This is a genomic window from Streptomyces sp. A18 (genome assembly GCF_059026065.1).
The window spans coordinates 97,937-118,604 of the sequence record NZ_JBWLKL010000010.1; the positions used below are offsets into that span (position 1 = coordinate 97,937).

General features: G+C 70.5%; 20 protein-coding genes and 1 pseudogene. 14 read left to right on the top strand and 7 right to left on the bottom strand.

Annotated elements, in window-relative coordinates:
* Positions 1-12: 12 nt before the first annotated feature.
* Positions 13-816 carry an RNA polymerase sigma factor SigF gene (locus AC5P1C_RS18395; protein ID WP_493867094.1) on the bottom strand — a complete coding sequence of 268 codons (804 nt, stop codon included), beginning with the start codon at positions 814-816 and terminating at the stop codon, positions 13-15.
* 388 nt (positions 817-1,204) lie between these two features.
* Between AC5P1C_RS18395 and AC5P1C_RS18400 the strand changes: the two genes are divergently transcribed.
* The 5 genes from AC5P1C_RS18400 (at position 1,205) to AC5P1C_RS18420 (ending at position 5,227) form a co-directional block, all read left to right on the top strand.
* The gene (locus AC5P1C_RS18400; RefSeq protein WP_493866935.1) at positions 1,205-1,588 is read left to right on the top strand and encodes an FhaA domain-containing protein; all 384 of its coding nucleotides are present in this window, start codon (positions 1,205-1,207) and stop codon (positions 1,586-1,588) included.
* Between the two features lie 297 nt (positions 1,589-1,885).
* Entirely contained in the window at positions 1,886-2,089 is a 204-nt protein-coding gene (locus tag AC5P1C_RS18405; RefSeq protein WP_361840963.1) for a cold-shock protein, read from the top strand.
* 329 nt (positions 2,090-2,418) lie between these two features.
* Positions 2,419-3,981, top strand: a complete 1,563-nt coding sequence (locus AC5P1C_RS18410; RefSeq protein WP_493866936.1) for a DEAD/DEAH box helicase — start codon at positions 2,419-2,421, stop codon at positions 3,979-3,981.
* A 132-nt stretch (positions 3,982-4,113) separates the two neighbouring features.
* Entirely contained in the window at positions 4,114-4,422 is a 309-nt protein-coding gene (locus AC5P1C_RS18415) for an SCO5918 family protein (protein WP_493866937.1), read from the top strand.
* Between the two features lie 466 nt (positions 4,423-4,888).
* Positions 4,889-5,227 carry a helix-turn-helix domain-containing protein gene (locus AC5P1C_RS18420; RefSeq protein WP_493866938.1) on the top strand — a complete coding sequence of 113 codons (339 nt, stop codon included), beginning with the start codon at positions 4,889-4,891 and terminating at the stop codon, positions 5,225-5,227.
* A gap of 59 nt (positions 5,228-5,286) precedes the next feature.
* Here AC5P1C_RS18420 and AC5P1C_RS18425 read toward each other — a convergent pair whose 3' ends face one another.
* The gene (locus AC5P1C_RS18425) at positions 5,287-5,868 is read right to left on the bottom strand and encodes a helix-turn-helix transcriptional regulator (RefSeq protein ID WP_493867095.1); all 582 of its coding nucleotides are present in this window, start codon (positions 5,866-5,868) and stop codon (positions 5,287-5,289) included.
* 243 nt (positions 5,869-6,111) lie between these two features.
* On the opposite strand from AC5P1C_RS18425, the gene AC5P1C_RS18430 reads away from it, so the two are divergent.
* Positions 6,112-9,339, top strand: a complete 3,228-nt coding sequence (locus tag AC5P1C_RS18430; protein WP_493866939.1) for a bifunctional cytochrome P450/NADPH--P450 reductase — start codon at positions 6,112-6,114, stop codon at positions 9,337-9,339.
* 107 nt (positions 9,340-9,446) lie between these two features.
* On the opposite strand, the gene AC5P1C_RS18435 is transcribed toward AC5P1C_RS18430, so the two are convergent.
* Both AC5P1C_RS18435 and AC5P1C_RS18440 read right to left on the bottom strand, forming a co-directional pair.
* A complete protein-coding gene (locus tag AC5P1C_RS18435; RefSeq protein WP_493866940.1) occupies positions 9,447-10,139 on the bottom strand; it encodes an HAD family hydrolase in 693 nt (230 codons plus the stop codon).
* Between the two features lie 10 nt (positions 10,140-10,149).
* Positions 10,150-10,725 (bottom strand): PadR family transcriptional regulator, encoded by a 576-nt coding sequence (locus AC5P1C_RS18440; RefSeq protein WP_493866941.1) that lies wholly within the window; start codon positions 10,723-10,725, stop codon positions 10,150-10,152.
* Between the two features lie 108 nt (positions 10,726-10,833).
* Between AC5P1C_RS18440 and AC5P1C_RS18445 the strand changes: the two genes are divergently transcribed.
* Entirely contained in the window at positions 10,834-11,229 is a 396-nt protein-coding gene (locus AC5P1C_RS18445) for a nuclear transport factor 2 family protein (protein WP_493866942.1), read from the top strand.
* 9 nt (positions 11,230-11,238) lie between these two features.
* Here the strand turns inward: AC5P1C_RS18445 and AC5P1C_RS18450 are convergent, their stop codons facing one another.
* A complete protein-coding gene (locus AC5P1C_RS18450; RefSeq protein WP_493866943.1) occupies positions 11,239-12,165 on the bottom strand; it encodes a LysR family transcriptional regulator in 927 nt (308 codons plus the stop codon).
* Positions 12,166-12,349: 184 nt separating this feature from the next.
* On the opposite strand from AC5P1C_RS18450, the gene AC5P1C_RS18455 reads away from it, so the two are divergent.
* The 5 genes from AC5P1C_RS18455 (at position 12,350) to AC5P1C_RS18475 (ending at position 17,991) form a co-directional block, all read left to right on the top strand.
* On the top strand, positions 12,350-13,045 hold the full coding sequence (locus AC5P1C_RS18455) for a type 1 glutamine amidotransferase domain-containing protein (protein WP_493866944.1): 696 nt from the start codon (positions 12,350-12,352) through the stop codon (positions 13,043-13,045).
* Between the two features lie 5 nt (positions 13,046-13,050).
* Positions 13,051-13,632 carry a TetR/AcrR family transcriptional regulator gene (locus tag AC5P1C_RS18460; RefSeq protein ID WP_493866945.1) on the top strand — a complete coding sequence of 194 codons (582 nt, stop codon included), beginning with the start codon at positions 13,051-13,053 and terminating at the stop codon, positions 13,630-13,632.
* Between the two features lie 81 nt (positions 13,633-13,713).
* A complete protein-coding gene (locus AC5P1C_RS18465; RefSeq protein WP_493867096.1) occupies positions 13,714-15,042 on the top strand; it encodes an aldehyde dehydrogenase family protein in 1,329 nt (442 codons plus the stop codon).
* Between the two features lie 137 nt (positions 15,043-15,179).
* Positions 15,180-17,504, top strand: coding sequence for a xanthine dehydrogenase family protein molybdopterin-binding subunit (locus AC5P1C_RS18470; protein ID WP_493866946.1), 2,325 nt, complete (start codon positions 15,180-15,182; stop codon positions 17,502-17,504).
* Between the two features lie 10 nt (positions 17,505-17,514).
* On the top strand, positions 17,515-17,991 hold the full coding sequence (locus AC5P1C_RS18475; protein WP_493866947.1) for a (2Fe-2S)-binding protein: 477 nt from the start codon (positions 17,515-17,517) through the stop codon (positions 17,989-17,991).
* Here the strand turns inward: AC5P1C_RS18475 and AC5P1C_RS18480 are convergent.
* Positions 17,966-19,249, bottom strand: coding sequence for an MFS transporter (locus AC5P1C_RS18480; protein ID WP_493866948.1), 1,284 nt, complete (start codon positions 19,247-19,249; stop codon positions 17,966-17,968). The two genes, AC5P1C_RS18475 and AC5P1C_RS18480, sit on opposite strands and share 26 nt — an antisense overlap.
* A 64-nt stretch (positions 19,250-19,313) precedes the next feature.
* On the opposite strand from AC5P1C_RS18480, the gene AC5P1C_RS18485 reads away from it, so the two are divergent.
* Positions 19,314-19,727, top strand: coding sequence for a MerR family transcriptional regulator (locus tag AC5P1C_RS18485; protein ID WP_493866949.1), 414 nt, complete (start codon positions 19,314-19,316; stop codon positions 19,725-19,727).
* Here AC5P1C_RS18485 and AC5P1C_RS18490 read toward each other — a convergent pair.
* Positions 19,724-19,939: pseudogene (locus AC5P1C_RS18490) on the bottom strand (response regulator transcription factor); the annotation flags it as partial. The gene AC5P1C_RS18485 and the pseudogene AC5P1C_RS18490 sit on opposite strands and share 4 nt — an antisense overlap.
* Between AC5P1C_RS18490 and AC5P1C_RS18495 the strand changes: the two are divergent.
* The gene (locus tag AC5P1C_RS18495) at positions 19,939-20,487 is read left to right on the top strand and encodes a hypothetical protein (protein WP_493866950.1); all 549 of its coding nucleotides are present in this window, start codon (positions 19,939-19,941) and stop codon (positions 20,485-20,487) included. The pseudogene AC5P1C_RS18490 and the gene AC5P1C_RS18495 overlap by 1 nt on opposite strands.
* Positions 20,488-20,668: the final 181 nt, after the last annotated feature.

The following is a 20,668-nucleotide window of genomic DNA, read 5'->3' on the forward strand; positions in this document are numbered from 1 at the left end:
CACGCCCTGCTGCTACCTCTTGTCGAGCATCTTGGCGCGCAGCCCGCCGAGGGTCCGGGTGAGGATCCGCGAGACGTGCATCTGGGAGATGCCCAGCTCCGCACCGATCTCGCTCTGCGTCATGTCGGCGGCGAAACGCATCGCGAGAATCCTGCGGTCGCGTTCCGGAAGTGCGGCGATGAGCGGCTTGAGGGAGTGCAGGTCCTCGACCTTGTCCAGCTCGGGATCGCGGTAGCCCACGTGGTCGGCCAGCGTGTCGTCGGAGTCGACGCCGTCGGCCGGAAAGTCCAGGGAGGCCGTGGTGTAGCCGTTCGCGGCGGTGAGGCCCTCGCTGATCTCGGCCTGGTCCAGATCGAGGTGCTCGGCGAGTTCGGCCGTGGTCGGGGCGTGCCCGTTCGTCTGCTCGAGGTCGGTGGTGGCCTTCACCAGGTCGAGGCGCAGCTCCTGAAGCCTGCGCGGCACCCGCACGGCCCAGGTGGTGTCGCGGAAGAAGCGCTTGATCTCGCCCATGATGGTCGGCAGCGCGAAGGTGGGGAACTCCACGCCGCGCTGGAGGTCGAAGCGGTTGATGGCCTTGATCAGGCCGATCGTGCCCACCTGGACGACGTCTTCGTACGACTCGTCGCGCGGGCGCATCCGATGGGCCGCGTACCGCACGAGGTTGAGGTTCAGCTCCACGAGCGAGTTGCGTACGTAGGAGTGCTCGGGCGTGCCCTCCTCCACCGCGTCGAGGCGGGCGAAGAGCGTGTTGGAGAGGGCCCGGAGATCGGCCGTGCGCTGGTCGGGGCCGGTGGTATGTCGCTCCGCGAACGACATCACGGGTGCTGGAGCACTGTTCGTCATGGTCACCATCGTCACTCCCGGAACGCAAGGCGCCCTCGGGGTGAGAGCGCGCCGTGCACGGGCTCTTACCCCCCATCCTCCGTTACATTCCCGTGACTTGACTCTCCGTATCAATAGCCTGTTCCGGGGAACTTGGTCCATCCGGGGGCGAGGCTGAGACCGGGCAGGTGCACGGGGCGCGGGTACTGAGCGACGCGGGGCTGGAGTTGGGCACCGTCCTACCTGGAGGCCCTGGCCGCGGCCTGGACCCCTACGCACTGGTCCTCGGTGCCGGGAGCCGCACACCCGCCGATCCTGCCCGCCGGTCCGACCACCCGATTGGGTGAGTATGTGTCCTTCGACACCGGGCAGCCGAAGCGCCATGCGACTCATCAACCGGATCGAAGACACCATGGAGCGATGGACAACTACCGTGTGGACGACGCTCGTTCCGTCCCAGCAGAAGCGCGGGGAAGTGGTCGCCATACTGCGCCGGCAGTGCGATGACAGCGCGTTGATCCTCGGGCGCGAGCGCGTCCTCGTCCCCAACGCGTTCGTCATCGAGCTGCCGCCGGACAGCCATCGCCAACTCACCACCACAAGCGCGGAGTTGGGTCGCTACCTCGCCGCTCAGGTACACCGGCACGCCGCCGAGCAGGGCTACACGTTCGCGGGCCCTGTCGCGGTCAGCCTGCGCCCGGCCGGTGGTGACACGGTCGGCAGATTCCAGATCCACGGCCGCATCGACCCGCACACCACGGGGTGACCGTTTCGAGCGGCGCAATATATGTGTCGGCCGTGACAGAAATCAGCGCGACGCGCGCTGAGAATATCTGGGGCGACAGTCGGAACGGGAATTTCTACCACACGGCACCGACCGTAACGTGCTAGTCTCAATATCAGTTGCAGTTGTGGTTCCCAAAAAACTTCAAGTGCCCTCACCGCTCTTTTGGGCAGGTGGGAGCACTTTTGTATTTCCGGTCATTTCCGGCGGGGCGATCATCGCGGCGACGCGGAGTCCGCACGGTGCGGACTCCGGGCACTGCCCCGAAGGAGATTTAACATGGCTATTGGCACCGTGAAGTGGTTCAACTCGGAAAAGGGCTTCGGCTTCATCGAGCAGGACGGCGGCGGCCCCGACGTCTTCGCCCACTACTCGAACATCGCCGCCCAGGGCTTCCGTGAGCTCCAGGAAGGCCAGAAGGTGAACTTCGACATCGCCCAGGGCCAGAAGGGCCCGACGGCCGAGAACATCGTTCCCGCCTGACGCTCACGCGTACTTCGCAGCTGGGGCCCGCACCTAGGGGTGCGGGCCCCAGCTCGTGCATTTCGAGCACCACCCACGCACCATCCAGGGCCACGGATTTTCCCGCGCGAACACTTCGTCATCGACTTTCGTCATCGACTTTCGTCATCGACCTGCTGTTCGCCGTGCCCTGTCCGGAACGTCACACGTTCCCGCGCATCCGCCCGCAGAACACCTGCCGCCGGCCGGATCCGCTTCACGCATTTACTCCGGCCCGTTCTCGTGTTTCTCCGCGCTGCGTTCTCGCTGCGGAAATTCCTTGGTACGTGCCGCATCAAGGAAGGTTCCACATGAACCGCTCACGCACGAATGACCGCTCTTCCCGCTCCCGCTCCGGTGGCTACGGCTCCGGTTCCGGTTCCAGCTACGGCTCCGGTTCCGGCTACGGCTCCGGTTCCAGCTACGGCTCCGGTTCCGGCAGGAGCGGCGGCCGCTCCGGCGGTCCGAACCGCTCCGGTGGCTACGGGCGCCGACCGTCCGCACCCCAGGGCGAGTTCGCCCTGCCGGTCACGGTCACCCCCGCGCTCCCGGCCGTCGAGACCTTCGCCGAGCTCGCCATGCCGGCGCCGCTGCTCGCCGCGCTCGTCCGCGAAGGCATGAGCGTCCCGTTCCCGATCCAGGGTGCGACCCTGCCCAACTCCATTGCGGGCCGCGACGTTCTCGGCCGTGGCCGCACCGGTTCGGGCAAGACCCTCGCCTTCGGACTCGCGCTGCTCTCCCGTACGGAAGGCCAACGCGCCGAGCCGCGCCAGCCTCTTGCCCTGGTCCTCGTCCCCACCCGCGAACTGGCCCAGCAGGTCACCGACGCCCTCACCCCTTACGCCCGCGCGCTGCGCCTCAAGCTCGCCACCGTGGTCGGCGGCATGTCGATCGGCAAGCAGGCCGGTGCGCTGCGTTCCGGCGCGGAGGTCGTCGTCGCCACGCCCGGCCGGCTCAAGGACCTCATCGACCGCGGCGACTGCCGGCTGAACCAGGTCGGCATCACCGTCCTGGACGAAGCCGACCAGATGGCCGACATGGGCTTCATGCCCCAGGTCACCGCGCTGCTCGACCAGGTGCGCCCCGAGGGCCAGCGGATGCTGTTCTCGGCCACCCTCGACCGCAACGTGGATCTGCTGGTCCGCCGCTACCTGTCCGACCCGGTGGTCCACTCCGTCGACCCGTCCAAGGGCGCGGTCACCACGATGGAACACCACGTGCTGCACGTGCACGGCGCGGACAAGCACCAGGCGACCACCGAGATCGCGGCCCGCGACGGCCGGGTCCTCATGTTCCTGGACACCAAGCACGCCGTCGACCGGCTGACCGAGCACCTCCTGAACAGCGGTGTCCGCGCCGCGGCGCTGCACGGCGGCAAGTCGCAGCCGCAGCGCACGCGCACGCTGTCCCACTTCAAGACCGGTCATGTGACGGTGCTCGTGGCCACCAACGTCGCCGCGCGGGGTATCCACGTCGACAACCTCGACCTGGTCGTGAACGTCGACCCGCCCACCGACCACAAGGACTACCTCCACCGAGGCGGCCGTACGGCCCGCGCCGGTGAGTCCGGCAGCGTCGTCACCCTCGTGACGCCCAACCAGCGGCGCGACATGAGCCGCCTGATGGCCGCTGCGGGGATCACCCCGCAGACCGCCCAAGTGCGCTCCGGCGACGAGGAGTTGAGCCGCATCACCGGCGCCCAGGCTCCTTCGGGCGTACCGGTCACCATCACCATGCCGCCCGCGGAGCGCCCCCGCCGCGGCAGTTCCTCCTCCGCCCGGGGCCGCCGGAGCCGCAGCGCCCAGGACCGGCGCACCGACCGCGCTCCGCGCCTCGCCGGACAGGGGCCCTCCGCCGCCAGCCCGGCGGCCTGATCGGACCCGGCTCGTCGCCGTCCGCGAAGGCTCCGCCTGAGCGGACCAGGTCCCCCTCCGGGACGCTCTCGCCCTCGTACACCGAGCGCCCCACTCCTGTCAGTCGGCCCCTCTCACCCCCTGTGAGGCATCATGCGCTGCGTCATCGCCCGTTTCCCGTTCGACCTCACCAAGAGTGGTGTGCTCGACGCGATGAAGGGCATCAAGCCCGAGCCCGTCACGGGCGACTCCGTCATCATCGGCCGCCGCCACTACCCCATCAAGCAGGTGGGCGCGGTGATCACCCGACAGGACCGCCGTGATTTCAGCGCCGGAGAAGTCACCCGTGCCATGACGCAGCTCGGCTTCACCTGCCGCACCCCCTCGGAGGACGCGGCCCGGCCCGACCCCACCCCGCTCGAGGCGGCGTCAGCGATGCTGGGCGCCTCCACGTCCGCGTAGCAGGACACGCGGGCCACGACACCAGGGCATACGAAGAGGGCCCCGCCGGCATGTGCCGGCGGGGCCCTGCTTCGTATGCCCTGCTTCGTATGCCCTGCTTCGTATGCCCTGTGCGTGCATCCCCGGGAGTCAGCACACAAAATCTACTCTCGCTACCATAGACATTGGCCGGTGACATGATTAGGGTTTCTCTCGTAGCTATAGACCCGGTAAGGACGGAGGAGCAGACGCCATCAGGATCGCCCGGCCCGAGATCGATTCGGCCCGGGTGCCGCAAGACCCCGGATTGGAAGGTGGTCCTCGGTCACGCATCAGCGATCCCCGCATTCCCGGCTGTTCTCGGGCCGGAAGGCGGAAATAAGAGGTCGGCGCAGCAACTGGGCCGACAGATGGTGTTGAATTTCCTTCGGGGCCTTGGTGCCGTACGGCACCAAGGCCCCTCGACGCGTTGGCACAACGAGGTGACATGACTGCAGATACCCCGCTCACTGGTCGTCTGGACGACGACGACTACCCCGCCTACACCATGGGGCGGGCCGCCGAGATGCTCGGCACCACACCCGGCTTCCTGCGAGCCATCGGAGAAGCCCGGCTGATCACACCGCTCCGGTCGGAGGGCGGCCACCGGCGCTACTCCCGCTATCAGCTGCGGATCGCCGCGCGCGCCCGCGAGCTGGTGGACCAGGGGACCCCGGTCGAGGCGGCCTGCCGCATCGTCATCCTCGAGGACCAGCTCGAAGAGGCCAAGCGCCTCAACGCCGAGTACCGCCGCGCCGAGGCCGACTCGAGCGACACCCCGAACTGAGCCCCGCCCCGCTGAGAACTGAGCCCCCACCCCGCTGAGAAGGGCCCGTCAGGCTCGCTTCACAGGACCGGAGGCCACACCCCCGGAGCGAGAACCCCCAGCGCGTACGCCCGCGCCACCAGTTCCGTCCGGTTCGCCGCGCCCCAGCGCTCGGTAAGGCGGCGCAGGTGGTAGGTGACGCCGTCGCGGGTGAGGCCCGTCTCGCGGGCCACCTGAGCCGTGGTGGCGCCGCCGGCGAGCAGGGCCAGGATGCGGGTCTCGGCCGCCGAGGCGGCTTCGACGGGCTCCGGAGCAGGGGGGCGGTCCTCGCCCACGACGCGCAGCAGCACCAGCAGGGCCGGAGCCTCGTCGACCGTGTCGCTCACCGGCTCCGCCGTCAGCTCGCCGTGGCGCCGCACCCCGTCGGCCGCCTCCCAGTGCACCGCGACCGGATAGCGCGAGCGGTGCCCGAGGCGCACCGCCTCGGCGATCCGGAGCACCTGTGTCTTCTCCTCGGGGCGGAACAGTTCGAGCACGTTGCGATCCCGCAGGGTGCCGGAGGTCTCCCCCCACTGCGCAGCCATCGCGGGGTTGGCCAGGATGATCGCCCCGCTCGCGTCGCAGACCGCGACCGGCATCGGGATGCGGTTGAAGAGGAGCATGGCGCGGTTGCGCCACAGCACGGAGTCCGCGGAGTCCACAGGGCGACTCCTTCCAGGGCAGTCGTGAGCGGGCGGCCATGAGCAGGGCGGTCAGGAACGGGGGCAGTCAAGAGCGGGGGCAGTCAAGAGCGGGGCGTCATGCGCCACTACACAATCATGTAGCCCTGCGGCGCGGACCCGCGGGGATCGGCGATCAAGCTGGTGAGCAGTGACTTCCGTACGGCGAAAGGCAGTTGTCACGCCATGCCCCCCACCACCACCGCACCCCTCCCCCAGGGCGGCTCCGACCTCGACGGCGTACCGCTCATCGACATTTCCGCCACCGGGCCAGGGCCCGCTCCGTTGCAGCAGGTCATGGAACTGGTCCGGCGGCACGGGCCCGTGGTGCGGCGGCGGCTGCACGGCCGCGACGCGCTGTTCGTGAGCGATCTCGATCTCGTGACCGAGCTGGCCGACGAGAACCGCTTCGCCAAGCACGTCGGCCCCGCCCTGGAGAACGTGCGCGAGTTCACCGCCGACGGCCTGTTCACCGCGTACAACGACGAGCCCAACTGGACCCGCGCGCACGACATCCTGATGCCCGCGTTCGCGCTGGGCTCGATGCGGACGTACCACCCGATGATGCTGCGCGTGGCCCGGCGGCTGATCGAGTCGTGGGACCGCGGAGCGCGGGACGGGCGGCCGGTGGACGTGCCCGGCGACATGACCCGGATGACGCTGGACACGATCGGGCTCGCCGGATTCGGCTACGACTTCGGCTCGTTCGAGCGGCCCGAGCCCCATCCCTTCGTCGAGTCCATGGTCCGCTGCCTGGAGTGGAGCATGACGCGGCTGAGTCGCACGCCGGGCAGTGACCACTCGGCGGCGGACGCGGCCTTCCGGGCCGACGCCGACCATCTGGCGCAGGTGGTCGACGAGGTCATCTCGGCGCGGTCCGGCGACACGCCCGGCGCGGAACCTGCCGAGGACCTGCTCGGCCTCATGCTCAGCGCCACGCACCCGGGCGACGGCACGAAGCTGGACACCGCCAACATCCGCAATCAGGTCATCACCTTCCTGATCGCGGGGCACGAGACGACGTCCGGCGCGATGTCGTTCGCGATGTACTACCTGGCCAAGCACCCCGCGGTGCTTGATCTGGTGCGGCGCGAGGTCGATGCCCTCTGGGGCGACGACGCCGATCCCGAGCCGAGCTTCGACGACATCGGGCGGCTCACCTACACCCGTCAGGTGCTCAACGAGGCGCTGCGGCTGTGGCCGACGGCCGCCGCGTTCGGCCGCCATGCCCGCGAGGACACGCTCCTCGGCGGCCGCATCCCGCTGCGTGCGGGCCAGGGTGTCACCGTGCTCACGCCGATGTTGCACCGGCAGCCCGTGTGGGGCGACAACCCGGAACTTTTCGACCCTGCGCGCTTCACCGCGGAGGCGGAGGCCGCGCGCTCTCCGCACGCGTTCAAGCCGTTCGGTACTGGTGAACGGGCCTGCATCGGACGGCAGTTCGCGCTGCATGAGGCGACCATGCTGCTCGGGATGCTGGTGCACCGCTACCGGCTGCACGACCACGCCGACTACCGGCTCACCGTCAAGGAGACGCTCACCCTCAAGCCCGACGGTTTCACGCTCACGCTGACGCCACGCACCGCAGCCGACCGCGTGCACGGCGCACTGCCGGGCGCGACGGCGGGCCATGCGGTCGCGGAGCCGGACGCCGCCGTGCTGCCCGCGCGCGTCATGCCCGGCACGCGGGCGCTCTTCCTGCACGGCAGCAACTACGGGACCTGCCGGGACTTCGCCGCCCAACTGGCCGACGAGGCCGCCTCGGTGGGCTGCGACACGGAGGTCGCGCCGCTGGACGAGTACGCGGGCGCCCTGCCCACCGACCGCCCGGTCGTCATCACCGCAGCCTCGTACAACGGCCGTCCCACCGACGACGCCACGGTGTTCGCCTCCTGGCTGGACGGCGCCCCCACCGCCACTGCCGAGAACGTCACGTACGCGGTCCTCGGCGTGGGCGACCGCAACTGGGCCGCCACGTATCAGCACGTCCCGACCCGCTTCGACGAGCGGCTCGCGGAGCTTGGCGGCACCCGGCTCCTGGAGCGCACGGCGGCCGACGCGTCGGGTGATCTCGGCGGCGCGGTACGGGAGTTCACGGCGCGGCTGCGCGGGGCGCTTCTGGAGCAGTACGGCGATCCCGACGCGCTCGAAGCATCTGGTCCTGACGCTGCCTCGGACGCGTACGAGGTGCGCGAGGTGACCGGCGGCCCGCTGGACGCGCTCGCCGCGCGGCACGGGCTCGTGCCGACGACGGTCAGCGAGGCCTACGACCTCACCGCGCCCGGCCATCCCCGGACTAAGCGTTTCGTACGGCTCGCCCTGCCGGACGGCGTGACCTACCGCACCGGCGACCACCTCACCGTGCTGCCCGTCAACGACCCGGCGCTCGTGGAGCGGGCCGCTGGCGCGCTCGGTGTGGACCTGGACACGGTGCTCGACATCCGCTCCGGTCGCCCGCGCCGGGACGGCCTGGCCGTCGACCGCCCCCTGACTGTACGTCAACTCCTGTCTCACCACGTCGAGTTGCAGGACGAACCCACCGCGGGTCAACTGGCCGTGCTCGCCGCCGCCAACCCCTGCCCGCCCGAGCGGGCCACCCTCGGCGCCCTGGCCGAGGACGCCGCGGCCCGCGCGGCCGACGGGCGCACGCTGCTCGAACTGGTCGAGGCGTGCCCGGCCCTGCGCGGGGCGCTGGGGTGGGCCCAGCTCCTGGACGTCCTCACGCCACTGCGGCCCCGGCACTACTCGGTGTCCTCCTCGCCGGGCGCGCATCCGGGCCACGCCGACCTGATGGTGTCCCTCCTGGAGGCACCGGCCCGCTCGGGCAGCGGGCCGCTGTACCGCGGTACGGGCTCCGGTCATCTCAACGGGGTGCGTCCGGGCGACACCGTCCTGGCCCGCGTCCAACCGTGCCGCGAGGCCTTCCGCATCGACCACGCGGACGCGGCGCCGGTCATCATGGTCGCCGCGGGCACCGGTCTCGCCCCTTTCCGCGGCACGATCGCGGACCGCGCGAGGCTGACGGAGGAGGGGGATCAACTCCCGCTCGCCCTCTGCTACTTCGGCTGCGACGCTCCGGACGCCGACTTCCTGCACGCGGAGGAGCTGCGCGCCGCCGAGTCCGCCGGAGCGGTCTCGCTGCGCCCCGCCTTCAGCGCGGCCCCCGTCGACGGGGTCGCCTTCGTCCAGCACCGCATCGCGGCGGAGGGTGACGAGGTGTGGGACCTGCTGTCCGCCGGGGCCCGGGTGTACGTGTGCGGCGACGGTTCACGCATGGCACCGGGCGTCCGCGAGGCCCTGCGCACGCTCCACCGGGACCGTACGCCGGGGGCCACGGCGGCGGATTCCGAGCAGTGGCTGAACGAGCTGACCGCGCAGGGGCGTTACGTCGAGGACGTGTACGCGGCCGGATAGGCGAGGCAGCCGACGCACGCCGGACCGGGGCTCGGCGTGCGAGACCCGACGCGCAGGGCTCGGCATGCGGGGTCCGATCTGTGGGGCGGGACCCCGCATGCGGGTGTCTACTGGGCAGTTCCGGCGACGGAGTTGGCGTTGACGTCGAACAACTCGACCAGAGCACTGACCGTTTCGTCGCTGTCCAGATGGTGCAGGCCCCGGATGCCGAGCCGTGCCGCACCCGTCAGGTTGTGTTCCAGGTCGTCGATCATGACGCAGGCCGACGGTTCGACGCCCAGGCGTTCGCAGGCCGCCTTGTAGATACGGCGGCCCGGCTTGCGCGAGCCGATCTCACTGGAGATCACGACGGCGTCCGCGAGCGCCTCCAGGTCGTATCCCTGGTAGCAGTCGTCGCCGAGCGCGTTCGACACGATCGCCACCGGGACGCCCTGGGCGCGCAGTCCACGCAGCGCGGCGAGCATCGTCTCGTCCGGCCGCATGCCCGCTCCGATGGCGGCGACGAGGCCCGCCGGTTCCACCTCCACGCCCTTCTCGCTCAGCCGCTCCGCGATGCCCCGCTCGAACTCGGCCTCGCCCAGGCGCCCGCACTCGTGCTCCACCAGCAGCGCCGACGACTCCGTGTCCTCCCGGAAGAGCCGCTCGATCAGCAGCGGATCGTCGCTCACCCGCGCCGAGTAGCAGCGGAACGATTCGAGCACGCTGGTGGTCAGGACGCCGCCGAAGTCGGTGAGCACCGCACTCGGCCTGGCGTCCGGCCGCACCTCGCGCAGGCCATCCGCGTCATTCACTGCTGCCACTGCTGCCTCCTCAAGCTCCGCCCTTTTCGGCGTAGTTGGATCGTCGGTCGAGGATCTCAAGGACCCGCTCACCCCAGCGCAGGTTCGACTCCTCCAGGGAGCGCCCCGCCATCAGGGTGAGGTAGGGGCCGATGCGCTCGGCGTCGCGCAGATACTCCGCCTCGTCGCGGCCGCCCAGGAGGTGGAGGCGCAGCCGTTCGTACCGGGCGAGCTTGCCGCGGGCCCACTCCATGCGCTCTTCGATCAGCGCCCGGGTCGCGGCGGGGTCGCCGCCGTCCATGGCCTGCACCTTGACCATGAGCTCGTCCCGGATCGCGATGGGCCGCGGGGGCTCGGCGGCGAAGGCGTGCAGATCCCGCGCGCCGGCTTCGGTGAGCGTGAACATCCGCTTGTTCGGCCTGCGTTCCTGCTGCACCACGCGCGCGTCGATCAGGCCGTCGCCCGCGAGCCGCTCCAGCTCGCGGTAGAGCTGCTGGGGAGTCGCGGACCAGAAGTTCGACACGGACACGTCGAAGATCTTGGCCAGGTCGTAGCCGGACGACTCGCCCTCCAGGAGCGCCGCGAGCACCGCGTACTTGAGAGACATCTGGACACCGTACACCGATGTGATTACTCTCCTTCACACCTACTCAACAAATTGACTATAGATGTCGATCGAGGTCCCCCGGGATCTCTCACGATGCGAGGTGTGGGCATGCAGGCTTTCCGCAAGGCCGTCGAGGCCAACGATCACGAGGCGATCGAGGCGCTCCTGGCCGAGGACATCGTCTTCTCCAGCCCGGTCGTGTTCCGCCCCTATCCGGGCAAGGCGACGACCGCCGCGATCCTGCGCGGCGTGACGCGGGTCTTCGAGGACTTCCGGTACGTACGCGAGATCAACGACGCCTCAGGACGGGACTCGGCGCTCGTCTTCGAGGCGCGGGTCGGCGACCGGCAGGTCACCGGCTGCGACTTCCTCCACGTCGACGAGGACGGGCTGATCGACGAGCTCATGGTGATGGTCCGCCCGCTGTCCGCCGCCCAGGCGCTCGCCGCGGCCATGGGCGCCCAGTGGGACCAGATCACCCAGGAGGCGGCCGACGGCGCGTAGGCGCCGCGGCTACCAGGAGCGCGCCGACTGGACCAGGTGGTCGCGCACGAGGGCGACGTGCGGGTTGTCCGCGGACCCGGGGCGCTGCACCAGGAAGCCGGTGTTGATCGGGGCGTCCTGAGGGTCGTGGAGAAGGACGAGCGCGCCGGCGGCCAGTGCGTCGCGGCAGAGATAGCGGGGCAGCACGGAGAATCCCGCGCCCGCGATCACGGCCGCGAGTACGCCCCGCAGGTCGGGGACCGTGACGGAGGCCTCGCAGGTCAGCCGCTTGCCGAAAACGTGGCGCCAGTAGCGTCGGGCGATCGGCAGGTCCTCGGCGTAGGTGACGAGGGGGACGCCGTGCAGCACCCCGGGACCTTCGGCGGCGATGCGCGCGGGGCCGCCGATACGCTCGGCCCACGCAGCCGAGGCGACCAGCACGAACTCCTCGTCCGCAAGCGGCACGGAGCTCAGGGAGCGCCCGCGCGGGCGGGCCGTCGCGATCACCAGGTCGTGCCGCCCCGCCCGCAACTCGTCCATGAGCCGATCGGTCAGGCCCGTCGTCACCCGCAGCCTGACCCCCTTCTCGACCAGCGGCGCGAGCGCGGGCAGCGCGCAGTGGCAGAGCATCTCCGCCGGGCCCGCGAGGTGGACGGGCTCCGCGGGGGCGCCGTCGAAGGGGCCGCCGTGTCCGGTGACCGCCGCGAGGGCGTCGAGGGGGTCCACGACACGGGCCGCGAGCGCGTCCGCGTACGGTGCGGGCGCGACGCCGCGCGGCAGCCGCTCGAACAGCTCCCGGTCGACCTGCCGCTCCAGGGCTCGGATCTGGGTGGTGACGGTGGGCTGCGAGAGGCCCAGAAGCCGGGCCGCGGCGGTGAAGGAACCCGACCGGTACACGGCAAGGAACGTACGCAGCAGGTTCAGGTCGAGCGGGCCCCCGGAGGCGGCCTGCGCCATGGATGCGACGGATGCCCCGTCCGAGGCGGCCCCCCGCGCTATTCCCGTCGACCCATTGGAATTCCTATCGTCCATATGGGTCAGCCTATTGGATTTCGTTGGGTTCCCCCACCTACCTTCGAGAACAGCACCGACTGACGTTCTGAGCACAGAACGTCAGAGATTCCAGCCTCGGAGAGACACCATGTCCAAGATCCTGTTCGTCGTGACCGGCGCCGACCACTGGACGCTGGCCGATGGCAGCCAGCACCCGACCGGCTTCTGGGCCGAGGAGGTCGTCGCGCCGTACGAGGCGTTCACGGCCGCAGGACACCAGATCGTCGTCGCGACACCGGGCGGCGTCGTGCCGACCGTCGACCAGGCGAGCCTGGCGCCCCAGTTCAACGGCGGCCAGGAAGGCGCCGACAAGGTCGCCACGACACTGGCGGAGATCAGCGAGTTCCTTCGGCCGCTCAAGCTCGAGGAGGTCGACCTCGCCGACTACGCCGCCGTCTTCTACCCCGGCGGCCACGGCCCCATGGAGGACCTCGCCGTCGACGCCGCATCCGGCAGGCTCCTGACCACCGCCCTGGAAGTCGGCATGCCGCTCGGCGTCGTCTGCCACGGCCCGGCCGCGTTGCTCGCCGCGACCACGGAGGACGGCTCGAACGCGTTCGCCGGGTACGAGGTGACCGGCTTCACCAATGTCGAGGAGACGCAGTCCGGATTCGCCGAGAAGGCCGAGTGGCTGCTCCAGGACCGCCTCGTCGCGGCGGGCGTCGACTTCCAGGAGGGCGAGCCGTGGGCCCCCAAGGTGGTCGTCGACCGCAACCTGATCACCGGTCAGAACCCGGCGTCCGCAGCGCCGTTGGCGGCCGAACTCGTCAAGAAGCTGGCCTGACACTCATGGCCACCGACCGGCTCGACGAGGTCCTCGACGCCACCTACGACTCCCTCACCCGGTATGGCGTACGGCGCACGACGATGGACGACATCGCCTCCACGATGGGCGTGTCCCGGTCAGCGGTCTATCAGTACGTACGCAACAAGGACGACGCCTTCCGCAAGCTCGCCGAGCGCCTGCACGACGAGGCGCTCGCGCGGGCCCGGCAGGCGGCCGCCGAGGACGCCGGCACCGCCGAGCGCATCCGGGGCGTCCTCGCCGCCAAGCTCGACCTGGTCCTGCGTCTGGCCGGGGACTCCCCGCACTCCGCCGAACTCCTCGACGCCAAGGCCCGCCTCTTCGGCGACATCTGCCACGGCTTCACCGGCTCGCTGCGGAGCCTGCTCATCGACCTGTTCACCGAAGCCGGGACCCCGGCCACGGTGGAGCCCGCCGAGGCCGCCGACATCTGCGTCGCGCTGGTCATGGGCCTGGAATCCGTGGCCGACGGCCACCGGCTTTTCGGCCCCGCCACGGACGCGCTCCTGACCGGGCTGCTCGGCTCCCCGGTCCCCCACCCCCACCCCCACACACCGCTCACCTGAGACCTCCCGAGGAGACCCCTCATGCACCACCCCGAAGCGCTCGCACCAGAAGCGCTCGCACCCGAAGTGACCGCGCCCGAAGTGACCGCGCCCGCAGTCTTCGACCCGGAAGCACTCGTCGCGAAGCTCCGCGCCACCTTCGCCACCGGCCGCACCCGCCCCCTGGCCTGGCGCGAGGAGCAGCTCACCCAGCTGCGCTCCCTGTTCACCGAGCACCGCGAGGACATCGCGGACGCCTTGTACGCCGATCTGCACAAGCCGCGCGCCGAGGCGTACACCGCCGAAGTCGACTTCCCCGTACGGGAGATCGACCACACGCTGGCCCATCTGGAGGAGTGGCTGAGCCCGCAGCCGCTCGCGTCCGGCGCGCTCGCGGGACTGCCCGATGGCTCGACCGCCGGTACGCAGGTCGAACCGCTCGGCACCGTCCTGATCATCGCGCCGTGGAACTACCCGGTGCAGCTCCTCCTCGTCCCGCTGGTGGGCGCGCTGGCGGCGGGCAACACGGTCGTCCTGAAGCCGAGTGAAGTCACCCCGGCCACCTCGGAGTTGATCGCCCGGCTCATCCCCGCGTACCTGGACCCGAACGCGGTCGCCGTCGTCGAGGGCGGCGTGCCGGAGACCACCGCGCTGCTCGCCCAGCGCTACGACCACATCTTCTACACCGGCAACGGCACCGTCGGCCGCATCGTGATGCGCGCCGCCGCCGAGCACCTCACCCCGGTCACCCTGGAACTCGGCGGCAAGTCACCGGTGTTCGTGGACCGTGACGTCGACGTGACCGCCGTGGCCACACGTCTGGCCGAGGCCAAGTTCCGCAACGCGGGCCAGACGTGCGTCGCACCCGACTACGTCCTCACCGACCCGGACACCGCGCCCGCGCTCGCCCGGGAACTGCGCACGGCCGTGGAGCGGGTGTTCGGCAAGGACCCGAAGTCCTCGGAGGCCTACGGACGCATCGTCAACGAGCGGCACTTCGACCGGGTCTCCGCCCTGCTCGACTCCGGTACGAAGGCGTTCGGCGGGCAGAGCGACCGCGACGACGTCTACATCGCGCCGACCGTGCTCACCGACGTGAAGCCCGACGAGCCGGTGATGCGGGAGGAGATCTTCGGCCCCGTACTGCCGATCGTGAACGTGGCCGGCCTCGACGAGGCCATCGCCTTCATCAACGACCGCGACAAGCCGCTGGCCCTCTACGGCTTCACCGAGAGCGAGACCACCCGGCGGCGCCTCGCCGCGGAGACGTCATCGGGCGGGCTGGGCTTCGGTCTTCCGATGGCTCATCTCCGCGTCCCCGACCTGCCGTTCGGCGGCGTCGGCGAGAGCGGCGTGGGCAACTACCACGGCCCGCACTCCATCGCCACGTTCAGCCACCGCAAGGCCCGGCTCGACGTGCCGCTGAACTGATTTCCGGCCGCCCCTGTGACGGCTGTGTGCAGTTTCCGCCACCCCCGTGCTCCTTTCGGCTGCCGCGCCATAAGCTGCGCGGTCGATCAACGCAACGCCACGGTCCAGGTCGTTCGCGTTCCCCGGGAGGAGCACACATGGCAGAACAGCGGCGTCCGGCACAGGAGGCCGAGCCCGAAGAGCCCGGCCGACGCAGGGTCCTCGCGTATCTGCTGGCGGCGCCGACACTGGCCGTCGGTGTACGGTTCGGCGTCGACTCGGCCGGCGGGGAGACGGCCGAGGCCGTGGTGCCCTCGCCTCCGCAGCCCGAGAACCTGCTCGACCTCGGTGATCTGCAGAACCTCGCGGCGGCTCCGACGTCGGGCCTGATCGCGGTCCGGGTGCACACCGACGGCACCGCGTCGTTCGCGGTGCCCCGTGCGGAGGTCGGTCAGGGCATGACCACGGCGGTCGCGATGATGATCGCCGAGGAGATGGACCTGCCGCTCACCAAGGTCAGGGTCACGCTGGCCGACGCCCGCCCCGAGCTGATGATGAATCAGCTGACCGGCGGCTCGAACTCGATGCGCAGCATCTACCGTCCCGTGCGCGTGGCCGCGGCCGTCGCACGTCAGCGACTCGTCTCGACCGCCGCCGAGCAGTGGGGTGTTGCCGCCTCCGACCTTTCCACCAAGGACGGCGTCATCTCGTACGGCTCCGAGAAGAGCGCCACGTACGGATCGCTCGCCGAGGCGGCGGCAAGCGCCCGTGTCGTGGCGGCATCGGCGCGGCTGAAGGACCCCTCGGACTTCACCGTCATCGGCACCCCGCAGAACCGCGTCGACGCGCTCGCCGCCGTGACCGGGCGCAAGTCGTTCGGCATGGACCTCCAAGTCCCGGGCGCCAAGCCGACGATGGTGCGCAGGCCGCCGACGATCAACGGTACCGTCGTGTCCGTCGCCAACGCCGACGCGGTGCGCGACATGCCGGGCATCACCGATGTCGCGACCATCGAGCACGGTGTGGCCGTACGCGGCGAGACGTTCGGTCAGTGCATCGACGCCCTCCGGGCCCTGAAGGTGACCTGGGGTCCCGGCACCGTGGACAAGGAGTCGGACGACACCGTCCTCGCCGAGCTGAGGAAGGCGGCGCTCCCCCTGGTCGTGCCCCCGCTCCTGACGAAGAAGGTCGAGGCCGAATTCACCTTCGCGTTCGCCAGCAACAGTCCGCTGGAGCCCGACAACGCGATCGCCGACGTGCGCTCCGACCGTGCCGAGATCTGGTCGAGCCTCAAGGTGCCGATCGTGGCGCAGCGCGAGATAGCCACCCGACTCGGGCTGCCCCAGAAGGCCGTGACCGTGCATGTGATGGAGGGCGGTGGGTCCTTCGGACGGCATCTCTTCCACGACGTGGCCGCCGAAGCGGCCGAGATCTCGCAGAAGATGGGCAAGCCGGTCAAGCTCTCCTGGTCCCGCACGGACAACTTCCGGCAGGGCCGCACCCATCCCATGTGCATCTCCCGGGTGCGTGCCACCTACGCCCTCGGCAACGTCCTCAGCTACGAGCAGCGGCACACCAGTTCACAGACGGACTTCGGCCATGGCCTCGGCGAGGTGCTCACGTCGACGGCCGCGAAGATCCCCGTGGTGGGCAATCCGACGTTCGCCCAGACCATCTTCCAGCTCACCCAGTCCTCGCCCTACCACTTCGGTGCCACCACGCAGCTCCTGAACGAGGTGCCGCTGAAGTTCAACACGGGCAGCATGCGCAACATCTACTCGCCGAACGTGGCGTGCGCGCGCGAGCTCGTCGTCGACCGGCTCGCGGCGAAGATGGGCAAGGACCCCGTGGAGTTCCGCCGCGAGTTCCTCAAGGAGAAGCGGCTGCGCGCCGTCCTCGACAAGGCGGCCGAGGTCGGCGAGTGGGGCAGGAAGCTGCCCTCCGGCGTCGCCCAGGGGATCGCGCTGCACGCCGAGTACCGGGGAGCGGTCGCCACCCTCGTCGAGATCGACTGCCGGCCCGAGACGGTGAACCGCGAGGTCAAGGACGGAGTCACCGGGCCGCGCGTCACCAGGGCACTGATGGTCGTGGACGCGGGCTTCGCCATCAACCCCCGCGGCATCGAGGCCCAGATGATGGGCGGGATGAACGACGCCCTCGCCATGGCGCTCACCTCCAGCCTGCACATCAAGGACGGCATCCCGCTCGAGGGCAGCTGGGACAACTACTTCTACACGCGGCAGTGGAACACCCCGCCCGAACTCGACGTCGTCGTGATGGGCACCACCACCAAAAAGCCCGCCGGTGTGGGCGAGTTGGGGGTCGCGCCCGCGTTCGCCGCGATCGCCTGTGCCTACGCGCGTGCCACCGGGACGATGCCGACCAGCTTCCCCATCAACCACGGCACGCTCTCCTTCGAGCCGCTGCCGCTCGAACCGTCCACGCCGCAGTCCCCGACCGACGGTCTCGACCGCGCCTACTGAGGAGCCTTTCGTGCCGAGCCACACCTTCAAGCTCAACGGCGAAGAGATCACTGTCGACGCCGAGGACGACGTACGCCTCCTGTGGGTGCTCCGTGACCTGCTCGGCGTGACCGGGCCGAAGTACGGCTGCGGCATCGGCGTCTGCCAGGCGTGCACGTCGCACATCAACGGCAAGGCGTTCAACCCCTGTTCGGTACCGGTGTCGAAGGTCGGCACCGGCGACGAGATCACCACGATCGAGGGCCTGCCGGGCACCGTCGGCAAGGAACTGCACCCGATGCAGGAGGCGTGGCTCGAGCTCGACGTGTCGCAGTGCGGGTACTGCCAGCCGGGCCAGATCATGGCCGCCGTCGCCACGGTGCGGCAGGCCGCCGCCGCTGGTCGTGAGATCAGCGACGGCGACCTGGACGAGATCCGCAACATCTGCCGCTGCGGTACGTACACCCGGATCCGCGAGGCCATCAAGGCCGGGGCGAAGCGGATGTGAACTCCCTTGCCTCCACCGGGGGTTCCGGCGCCTCGACGGTGTCGGAACCCACCTCCGCGCGTCGGGCGGGGAAGCCGTGCCTGCGGGCGGCGATCACCACGACGAGGACCGGCACCAGGAGCGCGAGCACGCTCCAGGGGAAGGACGGCGAGCCGAAATGTCCGAGCAGGATGCCGCCGACGACTCCGCCCCCGGCCATGGCCGCGTTCCACAGGGTGACGAGCATGGCCTGCGCGGCATCCGCCGCATCGCCGCCCGCGTCGCCGACCGCGGTCTGCAGGAGCGTGGGCGCCCCGCCCCAGCCGAGCCCCCACAGGGTCACGGCGAGGTAGACGAGCGCGGGGCTTTCGGCGAGGACCGCGAGCAGCGCGGCGGCCACGGCCACCAGGAGGGTGGCGGCGATGGTGAGCGCTCGCAGCCTGCGGTGGATGTGCGCGCCCACGACCCAGATGCTCACGAGGGACGCGGCGCCGAAGACCAGGAGGACGAGGTCGGTCGAGCCGCCCATGCCGATGTGGTCGAGGAACGTGGCGATGTAGGTGTAGAGGATGGTGTGGGCGAGGACGAAGACCAGCGTGACGGTCAGGACCGGGGTGACGCCGGGCAGGCGCAGGGTGTTCAGGACGGGGGTGCGGCCCTCGCGCCGCTGACCGGGGTGGTCGGGGACGGACGCGGTGATCCAGGCGAGCAGGACGACGGTGAGCACCGTCATGAGCAGGAACGCGACGCGCCAGCCAAGTGCCTCGCCCAGGAAGGTCCCGGCGGGCACGCCGAGCGAGAGGGCGACCGGAATGCCCGCCATGGCCATGGCGATGGCCTTGCCCTGGAGGTGGGCGGGTGCGAGGCGGCGGGCGTATCCGGCGAGCAGTGCCCAGGCCAGACCGGCCGCGACTCCGGCGACGAAGCGGGCCACCATGGTGAGGGGGTAGTTCCCCGAGAGCGCGGTGACGGTGTTGGCGACGGCGAATCCCGCCATCGCGGTAAGCAGCAGCCGCTTGCGCCGCCATCCTGCGGTGGCCGCGGTCAGGGGGATCGCGGTGAGTGCGGTGCCGATCGCGTAGATGGTGACGGTCTGCCCCATCGCGGATTCCCCGACGCCCATGTCGGCGCTCATCGCGGGCAGCAGACCCGCGGGCAGGGTCTCGGTGAGGCTGGTGATGAAGACGGCGGTGGCGAGGGCGAGGAGTGCGGCCAGCGGCAGCTTCTGGTTCCCGGATCCGCCCCGGGAACCCACGTGTTGTGCGGTGTGGTTGCTCATGGTGGGTATGCTCGGACCCTCACATTGGTGTGAAGGTCAAGCGGGACACCGCGAGGGAGATCAGATGCGGATCGGGGAGCTGTCGGAGCGCACCGGGACACCCCGGCGACTGCTGCGCTACTACGAGGAGCAGGGCCTCATCATGGCCGAGCGCGCGGCGAACGGCTATCGCGAGTACGACGAGCGCTTCGTGGACCGGGTCGTACAGATCAGAGGGCTCCTCGACGCGGGCCTTCCCACGCGCATCATCAAGCAGATCCTGCCCTGCCTCGACAAGCCAAGGACCATCTACTTCCCGGACGCGACACCGGAGATGATCGCCGCCCTCGAACACCAGCGGGACCGCATGAGCGAGCGTGTCGCGTGTCTGACCCGCAACCTCGACGCCATCGCGGAGTACCTGGACGCGGTGCGCGACGGCAATCCCCCGGACCGCGGTCCCGCGGACACGGCCCTCGAAGGGGCGGCGGCCTCCTAGAGCCTTTCGTCAGGCCCCCCCCTCGGTATCACGAGCCCCGATTCGTACGCCGCGACCACCGCCTGCGTCCGGTCCCGCAGCCCGAGCTTGGCGAGCACCTGGCTCACATGCGTCTTCACGGTCTCCTCGCTGACGTGCAGCCGCCCGGCGATCTCCGGGTTCGACAGGCCCTCCGCGATCAGCCGGAGCACCTCGGTCTCGCGCGGCGTGAGTGCCCAGCACTTGGTGGCTCCTGTTCGCCGTGGTCGCCCTGACCGTCCTCGCGGGCGCGGCCACCACGGCGTCGTTGACCGCCGGTGACTGCCCGGTCCCAGCCGACTGCCGCGAGGACACCGTGAAGCTCAGCCTCACCGGGGTCCGGCTCGGCCAGGGCGCGGTCGTCGTGCTCGCGGTGCTCACGATGAGCGCCGAGTACGGCACGGGCACCATCCGTACGACGCTGACGACGGAGCCGGGGCGGGTGCGGCTGCTCGCCGCGAAGGCGCTCGTACTGTGCGCGCTGACCGCCGGGGCCGGTGCCGTAGGGGTGGCCGGTTCGCTCCTGGCCGGGCGGCTGCTGTTGTCCGCCGATGGCTTCGCGACTCCTGGTCTCACGGACGGGCCGACCCTGCGCGCGGCCATCGGCACGGTCCTCTACCTCACGCTCGCCCGCCCTGATCGGCCTGGGTGTGGCCACCGCGCTGCGGGACACGGCGAGCGCCGTCACCGCGGTCCTGGGACTCTTCTATGCCTTCCCGCTGCTCGCGGGGCTGCTCGCTGACCCCGACTGGCAGGAGTACGCCCGGCGGGCGGCGCCCGCGACGGCAGGGCTCGCGGTCCAGGCGACCGTCGATCTGGACCAGTTGCCGATCGGGCCGTGGGCGGGCATCGGGGTGCTTGCCACGTACGCGGGTGCTCGTCACGGGTGGGGCCGTGCTGCGGATGCGGGACGCCTGAGGCCG

Bases quoted from the DNA above. Each gene is read 5' to 3' on its own strand.
- AC5P1C_RS18455 (WP_493866944.1), top strand. From the start codon at position 12,350: ATGTCCAAGATCCTGTTCGTCGTGACCGGCGCCGACCACTGGACGCTG.
- AC5P1C_RS18470 (WP_493866946.1), top strand. From the start codon at position 15,180: ATGGCAGAACAGCGGCGTCCGGCACAGGAGGCCGAGCCCGAAGAGCCC.
- AC5P1C_RS18420 (WP_493866938.1), top strand. From the start codon at position 4,889: ATGACTGCAGATACCCCGCTCACTGGTCGTCTGGACGACGACGACTAC.
- AC5P1C_RS18425 (WP_493867095.1), bottom strand. From the start codon at position 5,868: ATGCTCCTCTTCAACCGCATCCCGATGCCGGTCGCGGTCTGCGACGCG.
- AC5P1C_RS18445 (WP_493866942.1), top strand. From the start codon at position 10,834: ATGCAGGCTTTCCGCAAGGCCGTCGAGGCCAACGATCACGAGGCGATC.
- AC5P1C_RS18395 (WP_493867094.1), bottom strand. From the start codon at position 816: ATGTCGTTCGCGGAGCGACATACCACCGGCCCCGACCAGCGCACGGCC.
- AC5P1C_RS18415 (WP_493866937.1), top strand. From the start codon at position 4,114: ATGCGCTGCGTCATCGCCCGTTTCCCGTTCGACCTCACCAAGAGTGGT.
- AC5P1C_RS18450 (WP_493866943.1), bottom strand. From the start codon at position 12,165: ATGGCGCAGGCCGCCTCCGGGGGCCCGCTCGACCTGAACCTGCTGCGT.
- AC5P1C_RS18440 (WP_493866941.1), bottom strand. From the start codon at position 10,725: ATGTCTCTCAAGTACGCGGTGCTCGCGGCGCTCCTGGAGGGCGAGTCG.
- AC5P1C_RS18485 (WP_493866949.1), top strand. From the start codon at position 19,314: ATGCGGATCGGGGAGCTGTCGGAGCGCACCGGGACACCCCGGCGACTG.
- AC5P1C_RS18430 (WP_493866939.1), top strand. From the start codon at position 6,112: ATGCCCCCCACCACCACCGCACCCCTCCCCCAGGGCGGCTCCGACCTC.
- AC5P1C_RS18410 (WP_493866936.1), top strand. From the start codon at position 2,419: ATGAACCGCTCACGCACGAATGACCGCTCTTCCCGCTCCCGCTCCGGT.
- AC5P1C_RS18405 (WP_361840963.1), top strand. From the start codon at position 1,886: ATGGCTATTGGCACCGTGAAGTGGTTCAACTCGGAAAAGGGCTTCGGC.
- AC5P1C_RS18400 (WP_493866935.1), top strand. From the start codon at position 1,205: ATGCGACTCATCAACCGGATCGAAGACACCATGGAGCGATGGACAACT.
- AC5P1C_RS18480 (WP_493866948.1), bottom strand. From the start codon at position 19,249: ATGAGCAACCACACCGCACAACACGTGGGTTCCCGGGGCGGATCCGGG.
- AC5P1C_RS18460 (WP_493866945.1), top strand. From the start codon at position 13,051: ATGGCCACCGACCGGCTCGACGAGGTCCTCGACGCCACCTACGACTCC.